Here is a 22,720-nt window from a genome sequence, read left to right on the forward strand (position 1 = left end):
TTGCCCGTGATCTTAAAGGTCTTATCAAACGGATCACAAAATTAAACGATGGGCTTGAAAATTTGCCCGATGAGGCCGCTTATTTTCTTAGGGTGGCTATCGATGGCAATAACACTCACGATGAGTCCCTCAACATACTCAAGAAACTGCCCGGGATAAGCGACGCGTTGAAATGGACCTTCATACCATCCGCGTTTGCACCACGGTCGCGCACCCGAGGAACCTGGACTGACACCTTGCCGATCCCCCTTCTCGGCAGATTGTTTCACAATCGCCTGTCCCGTTGCCGACAGGCCATGCTTTGCATGACCGAGAGGGGGCAATGGTCATAACTTCGCGCTCCGGCAGAAAGCCATGCTGCACCAGCCGCTGGCGACCCTCGTCGTTCAAAAGGTGGACGTGACCTTCCAGAAACTCCGACACCTCAGCGCGCACAGCAGTGGCCAGAAGCTCCCGTGCTCCTGCGCGCAGCACATCTGTCAACGGATCAGGTGAAAAATCGCTTGGTTTCGTGAAGTCGATAACTGTATTCTTGGTCATGTGGCATATCCCTTTCTCAATGAGAATGCGGCGCGTCAACAACGCCATGATATGCCGCCCATCAGGGCCGTCACAAACTTTCAGCTATAACTCAGGCATTGCTTCGCAAGACCCTGTCCACTGCCCGAGAGGGGGGCAGTGGATCTCACGCAACAATATCAGACTGGGCTCGCGGTTTTGAGCACTGCCAACATTAAGTCTCACCTCTCTGCTGATAGTTGAGATCGAACGCCATAACGTTCGGGCAATCGATCGCAAAGACAACGGCCCGATCAGACCCCGGTCAGACCCTGTGATATCTCTTCGCGTTCCGTCAGGGTCAGCACCAAGCGGGACCTGACGGAATCTGGTGGGCGAATGCCACACAGTGCGCGCAAGGAGCGCATAAATCGACAATGATGTGCTCATACGCACCAGCTATCACGTTGGATTATTAACATTAATCTCCACAGCTAGCTATTTGCGCAACAAGGCCTATCGCAGCCCAAACACCGGATCGCCTTTTAATTTTTCAAGAATAGACACAGCCACCGACGACAAAGGCATGTCGCGGCTTTCGCCGTTTTTAGTCTTAGGCAAGTGCGCAACGCGGCGAACTAAATCTACCCACGACGATTCCAGCCCAATGACTTCCCCGGCACACATCCCCGTTTCAATAAAAAACCGGAACGCCATGAACGCCCGAGCCGTAGCGTTGGCAGGATCAGACCCCGCCGATATTGCCAGCGCTGCCAATTCGTCGTCAGTCACCAACCTGTTGCGTCGTGGCGATTGCGGTGGTTTGCGCACATCCACTATAGGCGATGCACGTATCCAACCCCATTTTTTGCGGGCAATGCTGAACACCGACGACATCAGCTGCATTTCACGACGGACCGACGCCCATTATCTCGTGCAACCGCCTGTCTCGCCAGTCAGCTGTGTCGGCTGCAGTGACGTTTGACACACGTAGAGCAGCCAATTCATCCCACCGGAACTTCTCAAGTCGTATGACCTCCCACCGAGCGTCCCGTTTTGCAGGTGATACTATCCGAGCGTAAAGATCGAACGCCCCACCCACAGTGTGACGGTTCACCGCTTCTGCCCCGTTACGACCTTCATATTCAGCTTGGTCTGCCCAATCCTGCGCGGCACGCTTGGTATCGCACACTTTAGACTTGCGAACGCCGCCCTTCAACACTTCTGCCCGCCAACGTCCCTTATGTGGTCTGATACGCGCCAAATCTTCCCCAGTGCGTAATGGATGCGTAATTTAAACACAAACATAGCACGCACAGACACACACCGCACAATCGTCATTTTGTCATTTTGTCATTTTGTCATTTGAGGCTATTTTGTATGACGCAGCACTCACTTTGAGCGCTGCGCATATTATAAGATGGTGCGGGTGAAGGGACTCGAACCCCCACGCCTTGCGGCGCTTGGACCTAAACCAAGTGCGTCTACCAATTCCGCCACACCCGCATGTATTATTAAGGGGACAGCAAAGCCCTCCCTCTAAGTTGCGCGCTTCCTAGCAAAGTGTAGGCAAGGATGCGAGAAGAAAACGCAAGCGATTTGCGATGATCAGACGTTATGTTTTTGGGCCTTGACGAACATCGCACAATGGGCCTACGACGAGGCGAAAAAACTCACATCGGCGACGTGGCACGCAAAAGTTCAATTAATGTCCCACCGGCAGGATTTTGTTGCCATGATCGGGCGAAAGACGGATGCATACTTTGAAATTGAGAGTTGAAAAAGACATGCGCTTGGAAAATACACAAGACTTCAAAAATGGCAGCGTCGTAAAATCTGCCAATGTGTCTGGCCTCGCGACAGGAACTAACGTGATAACGTTGAATGGCGAACTGCCTGTCGAACATCTGAACGCCGGCGACCGGATCATTGAACTTCGTCCCTGTTCCCGGACATTGGGGTGAAGTGGTCCGGCAAAACTGGACAGCGTGCTAAGATGTATCCAACACGAACGAATGGATACGAGGATGACAAAGCGACGGAACTTTTCAGACAACTTTAAAGCTACTGTGGCGCTTGAGGCGCTGCGCGGTGACAAGACGGTTCAGGAGATTGCGGCCAAGCGGCAGCTCCACCCAACGCAGGTGAGCACATGGAAACGACAGGCGATCGAAGGCATGGCCGGGTTTTTTACCGACAAGGTCAAAAAGGCTGAGAACAAGGTCGGTGAGATTAAAGAGCTGCACGCCAAGATTGGTCAGTTAGCGGTGGAGAACGTTTTTTTGTCACAAGGGCTGAAGACAGGTTATTTCGCTAAAGCGAATTCACCGGGGTGAGCCCATCAAAACGCCGCGAGATGATCCGCAAAGAGAACACAAAACTGAGCCTGACGCGCCAGTGTAAGCTGCTCAAGATCAGCCGTTCGTCGATCTATTACACACCAGTTGGGGTGAATGCTGAGACGCTTAAGCTGATGCATGAGATTGATCGGATATTTACGAAATATCCATTCTTTGGCAGCCGACAGATAGCAGCCTATTTGCCCCAGTCAGGGTTCTCTGCGGGTCGGCATCGTGTTCGTCGCATGATGAACATCATGCCTTGTGCCCGGCAGGCGATGCAAAGCATCGCTGAGAGGGGGTTGCAGGCCATCTACAAGGGGCCGAACACCAGCAAGAAGCACCCACAGCACCGCATTTATCCATACCTGCTGAGAAAGTTGGCAATCACCCGACCCAATCAGGTCTGGTGCAGCGACATCACCTACATACCCGTCAAGAAGGCTTATCCCCTTTGCTCCGGCGGCACCTGATGTAGTGTGAAGCGGCTTGCCAATCTACAATGTTCTTGTATTGTTCTACCCATGCCAGCCAGATGGAAAAACGACAAACCCATGTCCCGCCCGGCGTTCGACGCCAGGTTTTCTGATGAGGAAGCGTGTTCGCATTATCTGGCGGAACATCGTTGGCCTGAGGGCTTTGTGTGTCCTTCCTGTGGCACCTGCAAGGGCTGGCCGTTAAAGCGAAATCGCGCGACTTGGGAATGTGCCGGTTGCGCACGGCAGACATCCGTGACGGCTGGCACGGTGATGCACAGCAGCCATTTGCCGTTGCGAATTTGGTTTCTTGCCGCGCACATCATCACCAGCCATTCCAACGGCATGTCAGCGCTGCAACTTCAGGCGCAACTTGGCCTTGGCAGCTACAAGACGGCGTGGCTCCTCTTGCAAAAGCTGCGGCGGTCGATGGTCAACCCTGACCGCAACCCCCTGAAAGACCTTGTCGAGATCGATGAAACAGAGATTCCGTTCCGGTCCCGGCATGATCCCGAGGACCGGCCAAAGGGTGGGCGGAGCCCGGTCGGAAAGATGTTTGTCGTCTGCGCCGTCGAGTTATCAAGAGACGGACATCCGCGCCGTATCAGGATGAAACACATTCCCGACGGCGCATCAAAGACGCTACACGGGTTCATTAGTCAGGCTGTAGAGCCTGGCGCTCACGTCATCACGGATGGCTGGCTAGGTTACGAAAATCCCCCTGCAAACACGCATGAGGCGAAGGTCGTCAGCGGCAAGAAGGCACATGACATACTCCACTGGGTCCACCGCGTGTTCTCCAACCTAAAAACGTGGGCAAAAGGCGTCTTCCACGGCCTCAGAAAATGCCATCTGCAACGCTATCTCGACGAATTTGTGTTCCGCTGGAACCGACGGCGACACATGCGAAGCGCCTTCGACACGCTGCTGGGGATCGGTGTTGGTATTGGCCCAGCGACATATCGTGATTTTGTTGAACAGCGCGCCTGAAGGCCCTTGTTCACGGCAAAAGCCACGCCCCATAAACCCACCAGATGTTACAAACTGATCCGATCCGCCTCTCAAGCCACAAGGGCGAGGTTCTGCGCCGCGTCAACATGTGGGGCAACCAGACTAAAAGGGATAAGCCTTCCCGTCAAGAATGGTTTTTTGTATCTGGTGGCGATCATGGACTGGGCAACGCGAAAAGTGCTGACTTGGCGGCTCTCAAATACGCTGGATGCTAGCTTCTGTGTTGAGGCGCTGGAGGAGGCTATCGCCCGATACGGCAAGCCAGAGATCATGAACACGTCCAGGGCAGCCAATACACTGGTGCGGGTTGGATCACAACTTTGACCGAAGCCAACATCAAAATATCAATGGACGGACGCGGCCGCTATCTCGACAATATCTTCATCGAACGTCTGTGGCGATCCCTGAAGCAGGAGGCCGTTTACTTGCATGAAATCACCGATGGGTTCCAAGCAAAACGGATCATCGATACATGGATTGGGTTCTACAACTCAGAACGCCCTCACACGGCCCTTGATAAGCGAACACCGGACATCGCATACTTTGGCCATGCGGAGATACGAAAAGCGGCATGAACATAAATTAGATGCATCTTAGCCAAGCCACATACCTGTCCTAAAAAGCAGGACCACTTCATAGGATTATTTTCAATAACCGCAACGGGGGTGCATAACTCTTCAAGGCATGAAAGGGTGGAGCCCAGTCTACAGTGGTGTGATGCGCCTGCCGAATACGGGCGGCCGAAGACTTTGTATAATCGTTGGAAGAACTGGATTGACATGGGCGTGTTCGCCCAGATTGTGATGGGGCTGGCAGAACAGGCCCCAGATAATAAGACAATCTCGATCCCCTCTCATTGATTGCTATGCAATCAACTGCCGGGCAGTGGACGTCCCGTCCGCTTCTTTATCACGGCGGGTCAAGTCAGCGATTATACCGGTGCGGCTGCCTTGATGAACGGGCTTCCAGAGGCGGATTGGTTGCTTGCCCCTCTCATCGAAACTGCGTTTCGACTGCCGGGCAGTGGACAGGGGATATGACGCCGACTGGTTCCGAGAAGGCCTTATAGACAAGGGAACACGCCCCTGTATTCCTGGGCGCAAATCGCGCAAGACAACCATCAAATACCCCTTTCGTGACATTGCTTTGCAATGCACTGCCGGGCAATGGATAAGAGACGCTACAAACGACGCAACCGTATCGAGCGCATGTTCGGCAGGATTAAAGACTGGAGACGCGTCGCAACACGCTACGACAGAAGCCCAACGGTCTTCCTCTCCGCCATCATGCGCGCCGCCACCGTTATATTTTGGTTATGAGTCCTGAGCCTAGCCATTTCTCACTTTCGTGAGATGGGTTATGCGCAGTTTCGATCCCAGCCAACGTTGCTGCCGTCGAATTGAATGCTTTGAAGCCGAGCATTGGCCGTGTGATTCGTTTAATACAGTGATGGTCCTGTTAGATGATATTATTGAGATATCTGGATTGAACGATACCCATGGTCTGACCAGCTCCGGCGAATTTAACGATGACGTTCAGACTTTGCAGACCGGCTAGATTGGCGCCACTTTTATCGATGGCGATACGATCAGGGACGCCGTTTTGCCAACTGCGTGCTTGAAGAAACGTCGTGCGGCAGCAGTATCGCGATGCTCTGACAGCATAAGATCAAGAGTTTTTCCTTCGCGATCTACAGCACGGTACAGCCTCTCGGCAGATTTCTTCGAAATCGCCTGACGGCCGACCGATAGGCCCACTTTCCACGAACCTTGATATATGTCTCGTCCATCCGCCAAGAAATGGCTGTCGGCTTCTTTCTGGCCTGAATATTTTCAGCGATCAGCGGCGAGAACTTCCCTACCCAGCTGTTGAGCTTGGCATGATCGACTTCAACATAACGTTTGGCCATGATTTTTTCTAGATCTCAGTAGGTGACGCCGACGCGCACGTAGAAAAAGACAGCGTAAAGGATCACACTTTTGGGAAAATGGTTCCCTTTGAAAACAATTTTCGCGGTTGGGTGCTCGCTTTTAAATTCAAAAACCAGCACCTACGACGCTCGAGTCTGTTCAACCAACCGCGAAGACTTTGCGACAGAAACTCATGATGGTGCTAGACTTTTTCCAATGGGCAGGGTCGATTGGGCCTATGGACCTACACACAAAATATCCGGCTTTGGCTGATCTCAAATCCCACGCGCGCCGCCGCATCCCACATTTCGTATGGGAGTATCTTGATAGCGCAACGGGATCGGAAAGCGTGACACGGCGTAATCGCGATGCTTTGGACCGCGTGTTGTTTCGCCCAGCCGCGCTGCGGGGCGAAATCGTACCGCGCCTTGAGACAACACTGTTAGGTCGCACTTATCCCGTGCCTTACGGCATCGCACCGCTTGGCATGTCAGGGCTCGTCTGGCCTGACGCCGAACGCCATCTTGCCCGTCACGGGGCGCGCGCAGGCATTCCTTATGCCCTCTCGACGGTGGCGACTAAAACGCCCGAAGATATGCGCGGTGCCCATGGTGATCAGGGTTGGTTCCAGATGTACCCACCGCGCGACGCGGACGTTCGTCGCGATATGCTTAAACGCGCAAAAGACGTAGGATTTCATACGCTTATTTTGACGGTCGATGTGCCTGCTGCATCACGGCGTGAGCGCCAGACTCGCGGCGGTTTGGTGCAGCCGCCGCGTCTCACGCCCCGGCTTGCGGCTCAGGTTGCGCTCTGCCCAACTTGGGCGATGGGCATAATGGCCAACGGCATGCCGCGGATGCGGCTTATGGACAGTTATGCGCCAAAACAGACTGGTACTCTGCCGTCGACAGCGCATGTCGGCTACCTTCTTCGCGCCGCACCAGATTGGGAATATGTGCGCCATCTGCGCGATGAATGGGATGGGCCGATCGTGCTAAAAGGAGTGTGTGAACCCGAGGTCGCAGCCAAGGCCCAAAACGAAGGCGTCGACGCTGTTTGGGTGTCCAACCATGCAGGTCGGCAATTTGACGCCACACCCGCCAGCATTGATTTGCTGCCCGACATTCGCGCAGCAACGGACTTACCAGTGATCTTCGACAGTGGGATCGAAGGGGGTTTGGACATTTTGCGTGCGCTTGCGCTGGGTGCAGATTTTGTGTTCATGGGGCGGGCTTGGCACTATGCTTTGGGGGCCCTCGGCGCCAATGGCCCCGCCCATTTGCATGATATTCTGGCCAAAGACATGATGTCCAATATGGCACAAATCGGCGCAACGTCCATTGAGGACCTGTCCGCACGATTGGTGCACAAACATTGAATTCGGCTCATAAATATCTTTTCTTATCAGATTGATCAAAGCTATCATTCGAACAAATTCGGAAACGGCCTCAACAGTACACGCCCCCTAAGCGTCTTTGATCCGCAATATTGAAAAGCCATCTAAGCGGACTTTGATAACCCAACCAAAACGATGCTTTCGAATAGTCAGTCTTCGTAAATCTTCGAAGCCAAGCACATTTACATGGTAATAGAGATCGAATTCCATCGGCATCATTGTTAGACTTTCGACATTTCAAAGATTTCCGCGGAGGCGACCATACCCCCCGCCGCTTCACCAAATGCGGCGACATGTGCTGAGGCCATGTGAGCCAGCCAAAGGTCTCGGTTCGCCCAAGTTTCGTAGAAAACGTACCGCGACGCATCTTGGTTGTCGCAATGCAAATCATAGCGGACACAGCCATCCTCGACGCGAGTCTGCGCGATCATTTCAGCAAACAAAGGCTTTAGTACGGCGTGTTTTTCAGGGTTCACCCTGATAACCGCCACAATTGTAAGCTCATTCATTTTAGTCTCCTATCTGGCCGCCCAAATTGCGCCACGGCGAATTATCTCTGTCACTTGCGGCACCTTAAGATCGCCTAGCTCATGCCCGATGGAACAGTAAAACACCCGCCCTTTGTCCCAGCGACGTTTCCACACGACGGGTATAACTGTGCCCTCAATCCACCATAGATGATCGCCCGAAAACGTCGTCGTTGCCAGCACGTCATTGGACGGATCAACCAGCATATAATACTGTTCTGTCTTCAGCCGGAAACTACGGATACCCCGCACAATCGGATCGTCGGGTTTGCAAATGGTGACATCATAGTCAACGTAGTCTTCCACAGGCTGCAAGTTGTCCGGCCAACCGGGGGGGTGGGCAACGAACTGTCCGCCGATCAGGAAATGGTACGTCGGACGGTCGCGGAAAGCATCGCCCATGTGGCCGTGCCAGCCCGCAATGCCGCAGCCATTTGCGATGAGTTTAAGCAGCCCGTCTTCTTGCGGCTTGGTCATGTTGCCAAACTCTTCTTGGTGGCCAGATCGCGCGGACGACCAGATCGGCGTGATCAGGTCCACGTCGGCCAATGCATTGGGGTTTTCCAGCGGCGCGAGCGTGTCATAAACATCCACTTCAAACCCGTTTTCAATCAATAATGCCTCGTACCAATCGGCGAAATGCGTGGGCGTATGACCTTCCCAGCCTCCAACAAATAATGCGGCTTTCATGTGTGATCCTTTCGCATGTAATTCAGCATCGACGCCATATCGCGGTCAGCAAATCCATCCGCCTCGGCGCGTTGCAATTGATTCAAAGTCTCGAGCCCTTGGGGCATGTGTACGCCAAGCGAATTGGCCAAGCGGGCAGTCACATCCATGTCCTTACGGGCCAGTGCGACGGTAAAGGTCACCGCATGCGCCGCCTCATCCAGATAGATCGGACGGCGGTATTTCAACATCGGCGCGCAGGCGGCACTGGCTTCGATCACATCAAAGGCAGCGTCCGGCGTAATGCCTGCGGCCTCGGCCAATACCATCGCCTCGGCCATGGTTTGGTTGATCCCGTGGATGAGGGAATTTACGGCGAGCTTCATGACTGAACCCGCGCCAAGTTTGCCAAGGAAAATCGTCTGTTTTCCCATAGCGTCAAATAGCTGCATAAGGGGTGCCGCCGTTTCGACCGAACAGCCGGCCATGATCATCAATTGGGCATCTTCAGCCGCCTGTGTGGCGCCCGAAACCGGGGCGTCGATTACCTGCACACCACGCGGGGCGGCAGCGGCCAGCATTTTCATATGATCGGGACTCATCGTGCCCATCTCAATGTAGGTTTTTGCATGGGTGCCCGAAAACAAACCGTCTTGCCCTGAATGCACCGCCTCGGATCCGGCATCATCGGCCAGCATCGTGATCACGACATCACAAGCAGTCGATACATCACACGGGGTCACGGCGACAGACGCGCCAATCTCGTTCGCGAGCGCATCCGCTTTGTCCACCGATCTATTCCACAGCGTCAGATCATAGCCAGCCTCTGCCAGATTGCGCGCCATCGGTGCACCCATTCGCCCAAGACCTGCAAAGCCAATGCGCATCACGCCACCTTATCGTTGGTAATGCCCGAGATGGCCTGAATGAGGTTGTCTTCGGTCACTTCATCGGACGTAAACGTGCGCATAATTCGGCCCGAATACATCGCGATGATACGGTCGGCGACGTGCAAAACCTCAGGCATTTCCGAACTGATGACAATGACTGCATAGCCTTGCGCTGCCAATTCGCGGATCAGGTTGTGGATCTCGGATTTCGACCCGACGTCGATGCCGCGCGTCGGTTCGTCTACGATAAGGACGCTCGGATGCATCGACAACCATTTGCCAATGACGATCTTTTGCTGATTACCACCTGACAGATTACCCACCGTCTGCTTCCAACCCGGTGTGCGAATATCGAGACGGTCTTTGTATTTATCAAAGATCGCATTTTCTGCGCCCGGCGCAACGAAAGGACCGGATTTGAGGGTATCGACCTGTGGCAACGTCATGTTGTCACGACAGTTCATCCCAAGCACGAGGCCCTGCCCCTTTCGGTCTTCGGGGACCAAAGAAATGCCGCGCGAAATAGCGTCGATTGGCGACGCGATCCGCGTTTCTTGCCCGTTCAGCAAGATCGTGCCCGCACTGGGGTCGCGCAGGCCGAACAATGTCTCGGCAATCTCTGTACGGCCCGCGCCGACAAGACCGTAAAACCCCAAGACTTCGCCGCGCCTGACCTCAAAGCTGATGTCGTGGAACAGATCGCCACACGACAACCCACGGACTTCCAGCGCGACATCCCCCAATTCGTGATGGACGGCGTTGCGCGACAGATCGAGCTTTCGCCCGATCATCATTTGCGTCACCTGATCTTCATCGGTTTCAGCAGTGATCGCAGTGCCGGTATGTTGACCGTCGCGCAGCACGCTAATGCGGTCGGTGATCTTGAAAATCTCTTCCATCCGATGGGAGATATAGATGATGCCCACCCCGCGGGATTTGAGGTCGGTGATGACATCAAACAACACGACCTTTTCTGCGTCTGTCAGGGATGCTGTCGGTTCGTCAAAAATCACGGCTTTGGCATCGACAGTCAGTGCACGCGCAATTTCGACCATCTGTTGATTGGCGATGGACAGACTGCCAACGATAGTTTTTGCATTGAACCCGACGTTTAAGCGGGCAAGAATTTCGTCCGTTTTCGCATAAAGCGACGCCCAATCGACGCGGCCAAAACGTTTCAACGGCAGTTCACCCAGATAGACATTTTCGGCCACAGACAATTCCTGCGCGAGGCTGAGTTCTTGGTGAATGAACAAGATCCCCTTCGCCTTTGCCTCAAGCGGTGAGGCCATAACAACGGGGGTCTCATTGACGATAATTTGGCCTTCGTTGGGCTGATAGATACCACCAAGGACCTTCATCAAAGTCGATTTTCCAGCACCGTTTTCGCCCATCAACGCATGGACTTCACCGGGCATCACGTCGAACGACACGCCGTCAAGCGCGCGCACACCGGGGAAGGTTTTGACGATCCCTTCAAGGCGGAGGGCGGGGATTTGATCACTCATATCTTCAACTCCTCTTTGCCTTTGGCGTTCAACTGGCGATCAAGGATCAGCACAGCGATCAAGATGATCCCGATCACGAGGTTCACAGTCGATGTATCCGCCCCGATATGGCCCAGACCCTTGCGCAACAGCTGGATCGCGATGACCCCGCCAAAAGTCGAAATGATCGACCCCGCGCCACCCGTCAGCTTGGTGCCACCAAGAACAACGGCTGTGATGACCCAAAGTTCATAGAGCTGGCCGTCGTTGGGATTTACCGATCCACTTTCCGAATAAAATACCACCGCAGACAGCGCGGCCAGAAATCCGATGATCATGAAGTTGATTAGCATATGGGGTCCGACGCGGATGCCCGCATTTACGGCCGCCTCGCGGTTGTCACCAATGGCATAAGCGTTTCGACCGTGGACTGTGCGGGTCATGATAAACCAGATGATCGCCGTAACAATCAGCAAGAACCACGTCGCCGTGTGCAGCCCCAGAAACTCAAGTTCCGCGAAATCCACCAGCGTCCAGTTCAGGTGTGATGTGGGATTTTCACCGTTATACATGAACACCAGCCCGCGATAGCCAAGCATGGAGCCAAGTGTCACGATGAAGGCATCAACGCCAGTTTTCCACACGATCAGACCGTTGATGAACCCCAGTGTAATTCCCGTCAGCAGGGCCAGCAGCCATGAGACAGGGATCACCCAATTGCCAAGGCCCGCAAAGATCGGCCACGTCATGGAATCCAGTAAAATTATCCCCGACAGGGCAAAGATCGCCCCGACGCTCAGGTCGATGTTACCGTTGATCATGATAATGGTCATGCCAATCGCAATGATGCCGATGGGGGCAGATTGCTTTAGCAACAACAGCATGTTGTCGATATCCATGAACGCCTTGTCTGTGATCGACAGGAATTCGCCTGCAACGGAAAAGAAGATCAGTTCCAGCACGATGAAGCCCCAAATGGCGCCTTTGCTTAAATAGGTTGAGAGTTTTCCAGCTTGCATGTGTCCCGCCCCCCTAAGCGATCGTTGACCAGAACTTGCCGCGCTTGGCTGCTATATCGAGCCAGACTGCAAGGATGATGATGACCCACGTCACAACGAACTGGACGTAGAACTGAAGCCCCACGAGCAGCAGACCATTTTGGATAAACCCAAGGATCAACACCCCGATGAGCGTTTTGAAAATTGTACCGGACCCGCCAAGCAGGGACGCACCGCCAAGGATGACAGCCGCCAGAACTTCAAGTTCCAACCCCTGCCCAACAGTATTTTGTGACCCCATCGAACGGCTGGCTTGGATCAGTCCCGCCGTCGCGACGCAGGCCGCAGAGATGACGTAGCAATAAAATACAGTGCGCGCGCGCGGGATACCGGAGAACGTCGCCGCCGTGCCGTTGCCACCCACCGCATAGACTTTGCGCCCAAATGGGGTCCTCGCCAGCACCAAGCCCAGGAAGGCAGCCACCAATAGGAACATAATAATCGGCACCGGAATACCCAGCGCCGTGCCCTGCCCGAAGACGCTGAACCACGTGCCTTGTTTGTCGACAATATCCATATTTTTGCCACCCGAATAGGTCAGCGTAAGCCCGTGGATCGCCGACAACATGCCAAGCGTGACGATGAGTGAATTGAGCTTGAGGTAGCCGACAAGAAACCCGATCAGCGCCCCCAGCGCGATGGTCATAGCAAACATCAGCGGGATGGCGATTGCGGGGCCGACCTTGTCGTGCAAATCCAGCACAACGATGGTGGAAAAAGACATCATCGACCCGACGGACAGGTCCAGATTGCCGCTGATGACCACGAATGTAACCCCCAACGCCATGACGCCTAAAATTGCGGACGAACGCACGACGCTCAGCACGTTATCAGCGCTCAGGAATTTTTCGTTGGCCAGCGTGAAGCCAATGATAAAAAGTGCGAAGGCGATCAAGATACCTTGCCGCGCTAAGATGCCGCCAATCTGTGCTTTTGACATTCCGGCCATTGGTCCTCCCTTTCGCCTGCCTTAGCAGACGCCCCTTTGGGGTTGATGCGTAACGCTAAACCAGCGTCATGCCTCCGTCGATCATGATGATTTGGCCAGTCATATAGTCACTGTCTTTTGATGCCAGAAAAGTGGTTGTTCCGGTGATGTCATCTGGTGTGGCCACGCGGCCTTTCAGGATGTCGGTTGAGAATTCTTCCATCGCTTGGCCGGGGCGTTCAGACGCGCCGATTGCCATCAAATCTTGATCCACTTGGTCCCACATTTCGGTCGCCACGACGCCCGGTGCAAAGCCGGTGACGGTAATGGCATGCTTGGCCAGATCGCGCGCGCCCGATTGGGTCAACGACACGACGGCCCATTTACTGGCACAATACGGGGCGACGTTGTCGTATCCCTGACGGCTGGCGACGGAGGCGGTGTTAATGATCTTACCGCCATGCCCTTGGGCAATCATCTGACGAGCAGCTTCTTGCATGCCAATCAGCACACCAAGGCCATTGATATCCATAATGAACTTCCAGTTCGCCTCCGTCACATCAAGAAAATTCATTGGGCGGTTCACGCCCGCATTATTGAATTTGACATCCAGTTTGCCGAAGACTGACACAGTGTGGTCAATCATGGCACGGACTTGTTCGCGGTTGGCTACATCAACAGGGTAATGCGTGATCTTGGCGCCAGTATTGGCGGCGCGGGTTGCATTGGCTTCAACAACATCGCCCAACCGCTCCGCATTGATGTCGGCGAAACAAACGTCAGCGCCTTCATCTAAAAGCGACTCCCCGATGGCACGCCCGATACCTTGTGCGGCCCCTGTAACAATACAGGATCGGCCCGAAACACGCCCCATGGTGCCCCTCCCCATTCGAAAATAATTTTGTGGATTTTAGTCGCAATGCGCGGGGCGGGTGCCCGCCCCGCGCATTCAGTATGAGGCTCTTTTAGAATACAGGCTTGGTGTAATCGCCCATGTTGTCCTGCGTGATCTTCGGTGTGTCGAAGTAGTTCAGGAACGGCAGCTCTTCGCCTGCAAGGAGATCCAAAGCAGTTTTCAAAGCAGCTTCTGCGTCGTCAACTGGGGACTGATAGATCGAACCCCAATATTCGCCACGGCCCATGGCCTCGTAGCCGACTGCGAAGTTTGTAGCGCCCACAAACGTGATACCGTCTGTGCGGCCTGCCGCGTTTGCGGCATTCAATGCGCCTACGCCCATGTTGTCGTCACCAGCGTAAACGCCGTCGATGTCGTCATACTTCACAAGAAACGCTTCCATGACCTGCTGGGACTTTTCGCGGTTCCAATCGCCAGGCTGTGTTTCAACAAGCGTGACGTTCGGGCAAACTTCGGGAAGGCGATCTTCAAAGCCTTTGGCGCGCTCGATGGCCGTTGTGTAGCCAGGCTGACCAGAGATTTGCACAACGCGTGCGTCGCCTTGGATGCCGAGTGCAGTGAAACGCTCACACATTATCTCAGCTGAGCGTGAACCCTGCGTGATGTTGTCAGGGCCAGAGAAGGACGAGACAAATTCAAAGCCGGCTTCGGCGATGTTGGAATTCGTCACGACCACAGGGATACCCGCCTGAAACGCTTTGCGCACGGCTGGGATCACTGCTTCGCCGTTGGTTGGCCAGATGATGATCGCATCAACTTCTTGTTGGATCAGGTCTTCCATTTGGGCAATTTGGCGCGCCACGTCGCCGCCGGCATCCAAAACCACGACTTCAACATCAGGATTGGCTTCTGCAGCAGCGATAAACGACTGCTCATATGTTGTTTGGTAGCTGTCTACACCGACGTTGTTTTGGGTGATACCGATTGTCATCGTCTCCGCTGCGGCAGCGGTGCCAAGAAGCGCAGTTGTGCAGACGAGTGCTGCTTTTGTGGTGAAATTCATAGTGGGTCCTCCCAGACTCTTAAGTTGTAAGCGGTCGCCGCTGTCCTCACAGCCCAGAGAATCATTCTGGTGCAACCTACCCCACATCATCCCCTAATTTATCGGCCTCTTGATGCTGCACTTTACATCCATTTTGGATGTTTTAGTATCCAAAATGGATTTTTTCGCGGTACTCAACTTACTCCAAATTGAACATCTTAGGAGCGAAGCAATGCACAAAACGATTCCCGATACATCAAAAGCAAAGCGAACCAGGACTGTGAACATGGTAGCCCAAAACATTATCCATAATGGATACCGCGCTGGGGCAAAGCCCCGGGAAGCCGGACCTGCGGGTATGGCTGCGACGCTTGATCGGGTCGTCAGGTTCCTTGAAGAACTTATGTCTGAGATCGACAGCGGCGTCGAACCGCGCGCAACCAACCCCTACCTGAACATGAGCCTTCATCTGCTGCGCAGTCATGTTGAAGGGCGCATTGTCACTGCGTCCTCACTGGTCGACACATCTGGCGTGCCCTACGCGACCGCGATGCGCAAGCTGGCTGAGCTTGAAAAATCAGGATTGATTGAACAGCGACCGCGTACCAAGTCCGGCAAAAGTTTTTCGCTTCATCCCAGTGCTGACCTGATCGCAAATTGGAGCCAACTGGCAGATCGCATCCATCGACTTGGCGTCGGGGCCTTTGGCAACAAGGAAGAAGAATCTGACAACGACGACTACTATTTTGGCGGCTCTTACCAACATGGGCAGGCCACGATTGAACCGCCCAAAGCGCTGTCCACGCCATTAAAACTGCAAGGCGGCGTGCGTATTTTGGTGCACGGTGATCCGACCTTCATGGTAATGGACAACCTTAAACGGCAGTTCGAACAGCATGTCGGCACGCAAATTCATCAACGCGCATTTTCAATCGACCGCCTGCGCGAAGAGGCGTTGCGCAATGCCAAACGCGCCAACAGCCGCTACGATTTGATTGCAGTGGATCTACCGTGGATCGGCGAGTTTGTGAAACGTGGCGTATTGCGGCCACTAGATTCCATCATGGATACAGAGCGGCTTGACCCAAGTGATTTCCACACGGCAGGTTGGCAGGCAGCACATTGGAATGGGACGCCCTATGGTGTCCCAAGCCAGACAACCCCCGAGTTGATGTTTTACCGTAAGGATTGGTTTGCCGAGGCCGGATTGACGCCACCAGCGTCAGCCGACGCCGTTTTGAAGGCGGCCAAGGAACTGCACAACCCGCGCAGCGGGCGCTACGGCGTCGCATGGAATGCCGCACGCGGCACCGCACTTGGCCACACATTTATGACCACCTGCGCAGCCTTTGGTCAGCCGATCATTGACCTGCCGGAAATCGCCGGAGGGTTTGATGCCACAGGCCTGGACCGCAGCGATATTCGCCCAACCATCGACACACCAAGGGGCCTTGAAGCCGCTGAATACCTAATGGCGCTGCTTGAATTTTCGCCCCCCGATATCTTGTCGATGTCATGGTACGAACGCGTTCGCCCCTATGCGGCTGGTAAGGTGGCTATGGCCTACGGCTACACGTTACTGGCGCCGTACTTTGAACTCGACCAAAGTTCGCCAGCGTTTGGCAATACAGGTTACGTTCCACAGCCACACGGGCCGCACGGCGTACCGATTGCCCCCGTTGGTGGCTATGTTTTCGGCATCCCAACGAACCTGCCCGAAGACCGTGTACCCGATGCTGTCGAAGCCTTGATCGCGTTCACATCGCCAGAATCACAAAAACTTTTTGTGCAAAATGGCAGCCGCACAGCGCCACGCTATTCGGTCGGCGCGGATCCAGAAGTCCGCCGTCTATCCCCAATATTTGAGGCCGTGGATGCGATGTCTTGGCGCGATGAGTTGCAGTTTTGGCCCCGCCCACCGATCCCACAAATCTCGGAGATCATCCAGATTTGTGGTCAGGAATTTCACGATATGTTGCGCGGCGTAACCTGCCCGCAAGACGCGCTCGCGCGGGCTCAGTCCCGTGCCGAGGACGCACTACGACAACCGGTCACTTAGGGAGGAAACCATGGACCCCAATCGCCTTAAAGGTAAAAATATTCTCATAACGGGTGCTGCGCGCGGCATGGGTGAGGCCAATGCCATAAACTTTACCGCGCAAGGCGCCAACGTTTGTATCGGTGATCTGGATATCGAAACGGCGCAAAGCGTTGCCGATCAGATCAACGCCGCAGGCAACGGCAAAGCCATTGCAGTCAAAATGGATGTGACCAAACGTGAAGACAACAAGGCGGCAGTTGCTGCAACGGTCGCGGCGTTCGGGTCTATTAACGTCGGCGTCTTCAACGCTGGCCTAAACAAGCCTCGGTTCTTCATGGATATCGATGAAGACAATTGGGACATGATCATGAACGTCAACACCAAGGCGATGTGGCTTGGTATGCAAGAAACAGCAGCGCAGATGATCGAACAAGGTCCAATGGATGATCACCCCTACAAACTAATCAACGTCGGTTCCATCGCATCGCGCAAACCGCTGATTGATGTGACAGTCTACTGCACATCGAAATACGGCTGTTTGGCCCTGACCCATTGCGGAGCATTGGGGCTTGCAGAGCACAACATCACCGTAAACGGCTATGCGCCGGGAGTCGTTGACACCCCGCTGTGGGAGCAGCTCGACAAGGATCTGGTCGACATCGGTTTCAAGGAAAAAGCGGGCCAAGCCTTTGATGATATTGTTCAGAATGAATTGCAAATCAAACGTGTATCTTATCCAAGAGACATCGTCGGCACGGCTTCGTTCCTTGCGAGCGACGACAGCGATTACATGACGGGTCAGATGATCCACATCGATGGCGGGTGGTGCATTCAGTAGCTCAAAAGCTCTGCGCTCACATAATATACACTTTAAAGCATCTTTCGGGGTGCGAAGGAGGCTTTCATGGCTCAACCAAACACATCCGCACTGAACCCACGCATCTTGCAACCGGGTGATATCGACCCAAACTGGCGCTGGGACAAACACATCCCATCATCCGGTCACACGGCTGTCGACTTTGAACGTCGCGTTGATCACGATCGGCTGCGCCGCTATCGTCTGTCCCGCGCCAAAGATGCACTGAAAAAGTCTAACCTCGGATCAATGCTGATGTTTGACGTCAACAATATTCGGTATGTCTCTGGTACCAAAATTGGTGAGTGGGAACGCGACAAAATGTGCCGGTTCTGCCTTTTGGCTGGTGATGAAGAACCCTATGTCTGGGATTTCGGTTCTGCAGCAGTACACCACAAAGACTACTGCGATTGGCTTGACCCCGATCGGATGTTGCCCGGCGTAGTTGGCATGCGCGGCACTATCCCCCCCAGCTTTGGCCTAATGAAGCGGTACGCCGAAGAAATCGCTGGCCTGATTAAAAAGGCGGGGATGGCAGGAATGCCGGTTGGCGTGGACTATGCCGAAACAGCGATGTTCTTTGCCCTGCAGGACGCAGGCATAAACGTGGTTGACGGTCAGCAGGTCATGCTGAGCGCCCGAGAAATCAAAAACATCGACGAAATCCAGCTATTGAACCAAGCTGCAGCCATGGTCGACGGTGTCTACCATATGATTTACGAAGAACTAAAACCCGGTGTGCGTGAAAACGACATCGTGGCGATGTCAAACAAGATGCTCTACGAAATGGGCTCGGACGATGTTGAAGCGATCAACGCGATTTCCGGTGAGCGTTGCAATCCGCATCCGCACAACTTCACCGATCGCCTCATTCGGCCCGGTGATCAAGCATTCTTCGATATCCTGCAATCGTATCAAGGCTACCGGACCTGCTATTACCGGACCTTCAACGTGGGCTTCTCGACTCCGTGCCAGAACGACGCCTATGTCAAAGCACGCGAGTGGATTGACGCCTCGATTGCGGAGATCAAGCCTGGTGTGACCACTGATGTCGTCGCCAAATGCTGGCCAAAAGCCGAAGAGTTCGGCTTCCCTGATGAACTGTCGGCCTTTGGATTGCAGTTTGGTCATGGGCTTGGCCTAGCATTGCATGAACGTCCCATTATCAGCCGTGCGGTTTCGTTGGAAAACCCGATGGAGATCAAGACCGGCATGGTCTTCGCACTTGAGACGTATTGCCCGGCCACAGACGGCTATTCAGCGGCCCGCATCGAAGAAGAGGTCGTGGTGACCGACACCGGTTGCAAAGTGATCAGCCTTTTCCCAGCCCAAGACCTTCCAATAGCCAACCGTTACTAACCTCCCTGAACTGTCCGTCTTGGCTAAGGTGTCAAGGCGGACCCTTTTTCACGAGAGAACATCATGAGCGCCGCCAAAAAGACATCAAACACCGAAGACTATCTTCGTATGTACCGCCAGATGGTTCGCATCCGCACGTTTGAGGACAATGCAAACCAGCTTTACCTCAGCGCCAAAATGCCCGGACTGACGCATATGTATTCCGGCCAAGAAGCCGTTGCCGTCGGCATCTGCGAGGCGTTGAAAGTGAGCGATAAAATCACTTCGACCCACCGCGGCCACGGACATTGTGTCGCCAAAGGCGCGAACTTCAAAGAGATGTTCTGCGAGTTGTTGGGCAAAGAAGAAGGCTACTGTCGCGGCAAAGGTGGATCGATGCACATCGCCGATCAGTCCAACGGCAACCTCGGGGCAAATGCCATTGTTGGCGGGTCAATGGGAATTGCCACAGGGTCGGCGTTCACGGCCAAAATGCTCGGCAAAGATGACGTCACCGTCTGCTTCTTTGGCGACGGCGCAACGGCACAGGGGATTTTGTACGAGGTCATGAACATGGCCGCGCTTTGGAACCTCCCCGTCATTTATGCCTGCGAAAACAACGGTTATTCAGAATACACAAAGACCGCCGAAATCGCCGCAGGGTCGATCACCGCACGTGCCGAGGCTTTTGGTATCGAAGCGTTTCAGGTTGACGGGCAGGATGTCCTCGCCGTGAACGAGTTGACCGAAAAGCTCGTCGCGCGGTCACGCAAAGGCGAAGGTCCGTTCTTCATTGAATTGATGACCTATCGCTACCACGGCCACCACGTTGGTGACATCAATCGCGAATATTACCGTTCCAAAGACGAAGAAAAGCTTTGGAAAACCGAACGTGACCCAATCACAAAATTTGCCACTTGGTTGACCACAGAAGGCATCGCCAGCGACGCAGATCTGGCCGCGATGCAGGCTGAAATTTCGGCCGATGCAGCCGCCGCAGTCGAATACGCGCTCGCTGCGAAATACCCGGACGTATCTGAAGTCGACCAGCACGTTTTCGTGGCCTGAGGAGAGAGAGACTATGAGAGAGATCACCCTATCCCAAGCCGTCAACGAAGCCTTAGCCGAAGAGATGCGCCGCGATCCGACGACGTTCATCATCGGTGAAGACGTGGCAGAGGCTGGCACGCCGTTCAAGATCTTATCCGGTTTGGTCGAAGAATTCGGCACCGGACGGGTTGTGGATACACCCATCGGTGAACCTGGTTTCATGGGCCTCGCCGTGGGTGCGGCCATGACAGGCACCCGCCCAATAGTTGACTTGATGTTCGGTGATTTCATCTTTTTGATCATGGACCAACTGTGCAATCAGGCGGCCAAGACGCACTATATGTCGGGGGGCAAATTGACCGCCCCGTTGGTGTTGCGCACAAACCTCGGCGCGACCCGCCGCTCTGGCGCGCAGCACTCACAATCCCTGCACGCGCTAGTCGCCCATATTCCAGGCCTGAAGGTCGCCATGCCATCATCGGCTTATGAAGCAAAAGGCCTGCTCAAGACTGCGATCCGCGACAATAACCCTGTCGTGATCTTTGAAGACAAGCTGATGTATCAAGACAAGGCGGAGGTGCCTGAGGAGGAATATTTGATCCCCTTCGGCGTTGCCAACGTCAAAAGGGTCGGGTCCGACATCACCCTGATCGGCACCTCATCGATGGTGCAGGTGGCCGAAGCCGCCGCAGATATCCTAGCGCTCGAGGGCATCAGCGCTGAGGTCATCGACCCGCGCACTATCGTCCCACTGGACGAAGATACGTTGATAAAATCCGTCAAGAAAACCAGCCGCGCCATCGTCATTGACGAAGGCCATCAAAGCTACGGTATCACTGGCGAAATCGCGAGCCGTTTGAACGAAAAGGCATTCTATTATCTTGATGCACCAGTGTTGCGGATGGGCGCGATGGACGTGCCAATTCCATTCTCACCCGCGCTTGAGGACATTACTGTGCCGACGCCCGAAGGGGTGGCCGCCAACGCCCGCAAACTCTGCGCGGGGGAGATGATCCATGCAACGTGACGTGATCATGCCCGCCCTTGGCATGGCGCAGGACACTGGCAAAATCACCAGTTGGCTTAAAGCCGCAGGTGATGCTGTAGCCCCAGGGGACCCGTTATTTGAAGTCGAAACCGACAAGGCGACGATGGAGGTCGAGGCACAGATCGGTGGTTTTCTAACCAACGTCACAGCTGCCGCAGGTGACGATGTACCTGTTGGAAATGTCATCGCCTTAATCTCTGAAACAGCCGGCGAGACAGCGGTGAGTGTTGCCACGTCCCCTGCCGCCAACGAGCCAACTGATTCCCCTGACGACAGTCAGCTCCCCGATGGCACCAATATCATCATGCCCGTCCTTGGCATGGCGCAGGATTCTGGCAAACTGGTGTCTTGGAACAAAGCGCTTGGCGATGAAGTTGCCGCCGATGACGTGTTGTTCGAGGTCGAGACCGACAAGAGCACCATGGAAGTCCCCGCAGGCGCTGACGGATACCTTGCAGCGATCATGGCGGACGCGGGCGAAGATGTGCCCACCGGTCAAACAATCGCGATCATTACCGCCAACAAGCCAGATCAAACATTCAGTCAAAGCGCCACAAAGGCTGACGCTCCAACACCAGCGGCGCCTGCGCCAAAGGCTGTGGCCCCAATCCAAGCGGCTGCAATAAGCGTGCCCACTGTACCACGCAACGATGGTCGCATCCTCGCGTCGCCCAAAGCGCGGCGCTTAGCGTTAGCGGCGGGATTGGATCTTGCTCGACTGGTCTCAGCCGGACATCCCCAGCCTTATCATGCCGCCGATATAGACGTATTGCGCAACCTGCCCACCGAGGGCAGCAATGCAGTAAACTCCAGCGTTGCATCGCGCCAAATCACCGCACGTGTACCGAGCGCAGGCACGGACGACTTCATTGCGTGGATGCTGGAGGACGCTGGCATCACAGTCGCGCCTTCAGCGCTCTGGGCCAGCTTTGCATCAGGCGCATTGCGGGCAACAAACCTCGACATCACAGACCTTAACGTTCAAATCGCCCCCTTGAATGGCGACGCGACTACGCGGCTGAACCCCGATCAATCCCGCCTGTCAAACCAAATTGAAACGACGGATACGCCCAATCTTATTCTGCGCGATCTCACAGACAGCCACATTACCGGCCTCAATCTTGGCCCCGCTGACGCTCCCACCATAACAATCGCGCGCGACGGCGACACCTTGTGCCTGTCCTTGGACTTCACTGCCAATCAGCTGGACGACGCAGCCGCAATCGCGCTGATCACTGGCTTCGCCACCCGCCTCGCTGACCCCTTGTACCACCTGCTTTGAACCGATTGGACCTGA

20 protein-coding genes, 1 tRNA gene and 7 pseudogenes are annotated in these 22,720 nt (G+C 54.6%); 14 read left to right on the forward strand and 14 right to left on the reverse strand.

All coding sequences use genetic code 11. The features are described from left to right. Positions 1 to 151: 151 nt before the first annotated feature. From OAN307_RS28290 to OAN307_RS17515, 5 genes and pseudogenes are all read right to left on the reverse strand, one after another. Positions 152 to 540, reverse strand: a pseudogene (locus OAN307_RS28290) (hypothetical protein); the annotation flags it as partial. 171 nt (positions 541 to 711) lie between these two features. Next, positions 712 to 939: pseudogene (locus tag OAN307_RS31395) on the reverse strand (helix-turn-helix domain-containing protein); the annotation flags it as partial. 75 nt (positions 940 to 1,014) lie between these two features. Next, positions 1,015 to 1,404: a tyrosine-type recombinase/integrase gene (locus OAN307_RS25505; protein WP_051068050.1), complete on the reverse strand. Its 390-nt coding sequence runs from the start codon at positions 1,402 to 1,404 to the stop codon at positions 1,015 to 1,017. 1 nt (position 1,405) lies between these two features. Next, on the reverse strand, positions 1,406 to 1,762 hold the full coding sequence (locus tag OAN307_RS25510) for a hypothetical protein (protein ID WP_144055614.1): 357 nt from the start codon (positions 1,760 to 1,762) through the stop codon (positions 1,406 to 1,408). A gap of 157 nt (positions 1,763 to 1,919) precedes the next feature. Next, a tRNA-Leu gene (locus tag OAN307_RS17515) sits at positions 1,920 to 2,004 on the reverse strand. Between the two features lie 287 nt (positions 2,005 to 2,291). Between OAN307_RS17515 and OAN307_RS28295 the strand changes: the two genes are divergently transcribed. From OAN307_RS28295 to OAN307_RS26865, 7 genes and pseudogenes are all read left to right on the forward strand, one after another. Continuing rightward, positions 2,292 to 2,462 carry a Hint domain-containing protein gene (locus OAN307_RS28295; RefSeq protein WP_187292487.1) on the forward strand — a complete coding sequence of 57 codons (171 nt, stop codon included), beginning with the start codon at positions 2,292 to 2,294 and terminating at the stop codon, positions 2,460 to 2,462. A gap of 63 nt (positions 2,463 to 2,525) precedes the next feature. After that, positions 2,526 to 2,834 carry an IS3 family transposase gene (locus OAN307_RS17520; protein ID WP_015498062.1) on the forward strand — a complete coding sequence of 103 codons (309 nt, stop codon included), beginning with the start codon at positions 2,526 to 2,528 and terminating at the stop codon, positions 2,832 to 2,834. A 137-nt stretch (positions 2,835 to 2,971) separates the two neighbouring features. Then, positions 2,972 to 3,085, forward strand: a pseudogene (locus OAN307_RS31670) (IS3 family transposase); the annotation flags it as partial. Positions 3,086 to 3,136: 51 nt separating this feature from the next. Beyond that, positions 3,137 to 3,286 (forward strand): annotated as a pseudogene (locus OAN307_RS31675) (IS3 family transposase); the annotation flags it as partial. A gap of 75 nt (positions 3,287 to 3,361) precedes the next feature. Further along, positions 3,362 to 4,303, forward strand: a complete 942-nt coding sequence (locus tag OAN307_RS17530; RefSeq protein WP_015500931.1) for an IS1595-like element ISOan10 family transposase — start codon at positions 3,362 to 3,364, stop codon at positions 4,301 to 4,303. Between the two features lie 138 nt (positions 4,304 to 4,441). Next, a pseudogene (locus OAN307_RS30295) lies at positions 4,442 to 4,872 on the forward strand (transposase); the annotation flags it as partial. A gap of 33 nt (positions 4,873 to 4,905) precedes the next feature. After that, positions 4,906 to 5,643, forward strand: a pseudogene (locus tag OAN307_RS26865) (transposase). On the opposite strand, the pseudogene OAN307_RS17540 reads toward OAN307_RS26865, so the two are convergent. Next, a pseudogene (locus tag OAN307_RS17540) lies at positions 5,627 to 6,332 on the reverse strand (IS6 family transposase). The pseudogenes OAN307_RS26865 and OAN307_RS17540 sit on opposite strands and share 17 nt — an antisense overlap. A gap of 140 nt (positions 6,333 to 6,472) precedes the next feature. Between OAN307_RS17540 and OAN307_RS17545 the strand changes: the two are divergent. Then, positions 6,473 to 7,615 carry an alpha-hydroxy acid oxidase gene (locus OAN307_RS17545; protein ID WP_044044928.1) on the forward strand — a complete coding sequence of 381 codons (1,143 nt, stop codon included), beginning with the start codon at positions 6,473 to 6,475 and terminating at the stop codon, positions 7,613 to 7,615. Positions 7,616 to 7,854: 239 nt separating this feature from the next. Here the strand turns inward: OAN307_RS17545 and OAN307_RS17550 are convergent, their stop codons facing one another. The 8 genes from OAN307_RS17550 to OAN307_RS17585 form a co-directional block, all read right to left on the reverse strand. Next, positions 7,855 to 8,142 (reverse strand): putative quinol monooxygenase, encoded by a 288-nt coding sequence (locus tag OAN307_RS17550; protein ID WP_015500935.1) that lies wholly within the window; start codon positions 8,140 to 8,142, stop codon positions 7,855 to 7,857. Positions 8,143 to 8,151: 9 nt separating this feature from the next. Further along, positions 8,152 to 8,850, reverse strand: coding sequence for a ThuA domain-containing protein (locus OAN307_RS17555; RefSeq protein ID WP_015500936.1), 699 nt, complete (start codon positions 8,848 to 8,850; stop codon positions 8,152 to 8,154). Continuing rightward, positions 8,847 to 9,716, reverse strand: a complete 870-nt coding sequence (locus OAN307_RS17560) for an NAD(P)-dependent oxidoreductase (RefSeq protein ID WP_015500937.1) — start codon at positions 9,714 to 9,716, stop codon at positions 8,847 to 8,849. Before OAN307_RS17560 ends, OAN307_RS17555 begins: the two co-directional genes overlap by 4 nt. Beyond that, complete coding sequence (locus OAN307_RS17565; protein WP_015500938.1) at positions 9,716 to 11,227, reverse strand: sugar ABC transporter ATP-binding protein; 1,512 nt, start codon at positions 11,225 to 11,227, stop codon at positions 9,716 to 9,718. The genes OAN307_RS17560 and OAN307_RS17565 overlap by 1 nt, the downstream gene beginning before the upstream one ends. Continuing rightward, on the reverse strand, positions 11,224 to 12,225 hold the full coding sequence (locus OAN307_RS17570; RefSeq protein ID WP_015500939.1) for an ABC transporter permease: 1,002 nt from the start codon (positions 12,223 to 12,225) through the stop codon (positions 11,224 to 11,226). Before OAN307_RS17570 ends, OAN307_RS17565 begins: the two co-directional genes overlap by 4 nt. Positions 12,226 to 12,238: 13 nt before the next feature. Next, entirely contained in the window at positions 12,239 to 13,213 is a 975-nt protein-coding gene (locus OAN307_RS17575; protein WP_015500940.1) for an ABC transporter permease, read from the reverse strand. 55 nt (positions 13,214 to 13,268) lie between these two features. After that, positions 13,269 to 14,066, reverse strand: coding sequence for an SDR family oxidoreductase (locus OAN307_RS17580; RefSeq protein WP_015500941.1), 798 nt, complete (start codon positions 14,064 to 14,066; stop codon positions 13,269 to 13,271). 91 nt (positions 14,067 to 14,157) lie between these two features. Next, positions 14,158 to 15,111 (reverse strand): sugar ABC transporter substrate-binding protein, encoded by a 954-nt coding sequence (locus OAN307_RS17585; RefSeq protein ID WP_015500942.1) that lies wholly within the window; start codon positions 15,109 to 15,111, stop codon positions 14,158 to 14,160. Positions 15,112 to 15,376: 265 nt separating this feature from the next. Here OAN307_RS17585 and OAN307_RS17590 point away from each other — a divergent pair, with 265 nt between their 5' ends. The 6 genes from OAN307_RS17590 to OAN307_RS17615 all read left to right on the forward strand — a co-directional run bounded on the left by OAN307_RS17590 (position 15,377) and on the right by OAN307_RS17615 (position 22,705). Continuing rightward, on the forward strand, positions 15,377 to 17,149 hold the full coding sequence (locus OAN307_RS17590) for an extracellular solute-binding protein (RefSeq protein ID WP_144055618.1): 1,773 nt from the start codon (positions 15,377 to 15,379) through the stop codon (positions 17,147 to 17,149). Positions 17,150 to 17,159: 10 nt separating this feature from the next. Beyond that, the gene (locus OAN307_RS17595; protein WP_015500944.1) at positions 17,160 to 17,969 is read left to right on the forward strand and encodes an SDR family NAD(P)-dependent oxidoreductase; all 810 of its coding nucleotides are present in this window, start codon (positions 17,160 to 17,162) and stop codon (positions 17,967 to 17,969) included. Between the two features lie 66 nt (positions 17,970 to 18,035). After that, on the forward strand, positions 18,036 to 19,346 hold the full coding sequence (locus tag OAN307_RS17600) for a M24 family metallopeptidase (protein WP_015500945.1): 1,311 nt from the start codon (positions 18,036 to 18,038) through the stop codon (positions 19,344 to 19,346). Positions 19,347 to 19,409: 63 nt separating this feature from the next. Beyond that, positions 19,410 to 20,393 carry a thiamine pyrophosphate-dependent dehydrogenase E1 component subunit alpha gene (locus OAN307_RS17605; RefSeq protein ID WP_015500946.1) on the forward strand — a complete coding sequence of 328 codons (984 nt, stop codon included), beginning with the start codon at positions 19,410 to 19,412 and terminating at the stop codon, positions 20,391 to 20,393. A gap of 13 nt (positions 20,394 to 20,406) precedes the next feature. Next, on the forward strand, positions 20,407 to 21,402 hold the full coding sequence (locus OAN307_RS17610; protein WP_015500947.1) for an alpha-ketoacid dehydrogenase subunit beta: 996 nt from the start codon (positions 20,407 to 20,409) through the stop codon (positions 21,400 to 21,402). Then, a complete protein-coding gene (locus tag OAN307_RS17615) occupies positions 21,392 to 22,705 on the forward strand; it encodes a biotin/lipoyl-containing protein (RefSeq protein ID WP_015500948.1) in 1,314 nt (437 codons plus the stop codon). Before OAN307_RS17610 ends, OAN307_RS17615 begins: the two co-directional genes overlap by 11 nt. The last annotated feature ends 15 nt before the right edge of the window (positions 22,706 to 22,720 follow it).

The sequence above is a fragment of the Octadecabacter antarcticus 307 genome (assembly GCF_000155675.2).
Taxonomy (GTDB): domain Bacteria; phylum Pseudomonadota; class Alphaproteobacteria; order Rhodobacterales; family Rhodobacteraceae; genus Octadecabacter; species Octadecabacter antarcticus.

Excerpts from the sequence above, each read along its gene's own strand:
- OAN307_RS17595 (WP_015500944.1), top strand. The coding sequence starts at position 17,160 with ATGGACCCCAATCGCCTTAAAGGTAAAAATATTCTCATAACGGGTGCT.
- OAN307_RS17555 (WP_015500936.1), bottom strand. The coding sequence starts at position 8,850 with ATGAAAGCCGCATTATTTGTTGGAGGCTGGGAAGGTCATACGCCCACG.
- OAN307_RS17520 (WP_015498062.1), top strand. The coding sequence starts at position 2,526 with ATGACAAAGCGACGGAACTTTTCAGACAACTTTAAAGCTACTGTGGCG.
- OAN307_RS17550 (WP_015500935.1), bottom strand. The coding sequence starts at position 8,142 with ATGAATGAGCTTACAATTGTGGCGGTTATCAGGGTGAACCCTGAAAAA.
- OAN307_RS17575 (WP_015500940.1), bottom strand. The coding sequence starts at position 13,213 with ATGGCCGGAATGTCAAAAGCACAGATTGGCGGCATCTTAGCGCGGCAA.
- OAN307_RS17600 (WP_015500945.1), top strand. The coding sequence starts at position 18,036 with ATGGCTCAACCAAACACATCCGCACTGAACCCACGCATCTTGCAACCG.
- OAN307_RS17615 (WP_015500948.1), top strand. The coding sequence starts at position 21,392 with ATGCAACGTGACGTGATCATGCCCGCCCTTGGCATGGCGCAGGACACT.
- OAN307_RS17610 (WP_015500947.1), top strand. The coding sequence starts at position 20,407 with ATGAGAGAGATCACCCTATCCCAAGCCGTCAACGAAGCCTTAGCCGAA.
- OAN307_RS17585 (WP_015500942.1), bottom strand. The coding sequence starts at position 15,111 with ATGAATTTCACCACAAAAGCAGCACTCGTCTGCACAACTGCGCTTCTT.
- OAN307_RS17530 (WP_015500931.1), top strand. The coding sequence starts at position 3,362 with ATGCCAGCCAGATGGAAAAACGACAAACCCATGTCCCGCCCGGCGTTC.
- OAN307_RS17580 (WP_015500941.1), bottom strand. The coding sequence starts at position 14,066 with ATGGGGCGTGTTTCGGGCCGATCCTGTATTGTTACAGGGGCCGCACAA.
- OAN307_RS17590 (WP_144055618.1), top strand. The coding sequence starts at position 15,377 with ATGGTAGCCCAAAACATTATCCATAATGGATACCGCGCTGGGGCAAAG.
- OAN307_RS17565 (WP_015500938.1), bottom strand. The coding sequence starts at position 11,227 with ATGAGTGATCAAATCCCCGCCCTCCGCCTTGAAGGGATCGTCAAAACC.
- OAN307_RS17570 (WP_015500939.1), bottom strand. The coding sequence starts at position 12,225 with ATGCAAGCTGGAAAACTCTCAACCTATTTAAGCAAAGGCGCCATTTGG.
- OAN307_RS17560 (WP_015500937.1), bottom strand. The coding sequence starts at position 9,716 with ATGCGCATTGGCTTTGCAGGTCTTGGGCGAATGGGTGCACCGATGGCG.
- OAN307_RS25505 (WP_051068050.1), bottom strand. The coding sequence starts at position 1,404 with ATGCAGCTGATGTCGTCGGTGTTCAGCATTGCCCGCAAAAAATGGGGT.
- OAN307_RS17545 (WP_044044928.1), top strand. The coding sequence starts at position 6,473 with ATGGACCTACACACAAAATATCCGGCTTTGGCTGATCTCAAATCCCAC.
- OAN307_RS17605 (WP_015500946.1), top strand. The coding sequence starts at position 19,410 with ATGAGCGCCGCCAAAAAGACATCAAACACCGAAGACTATCTTCGTATG.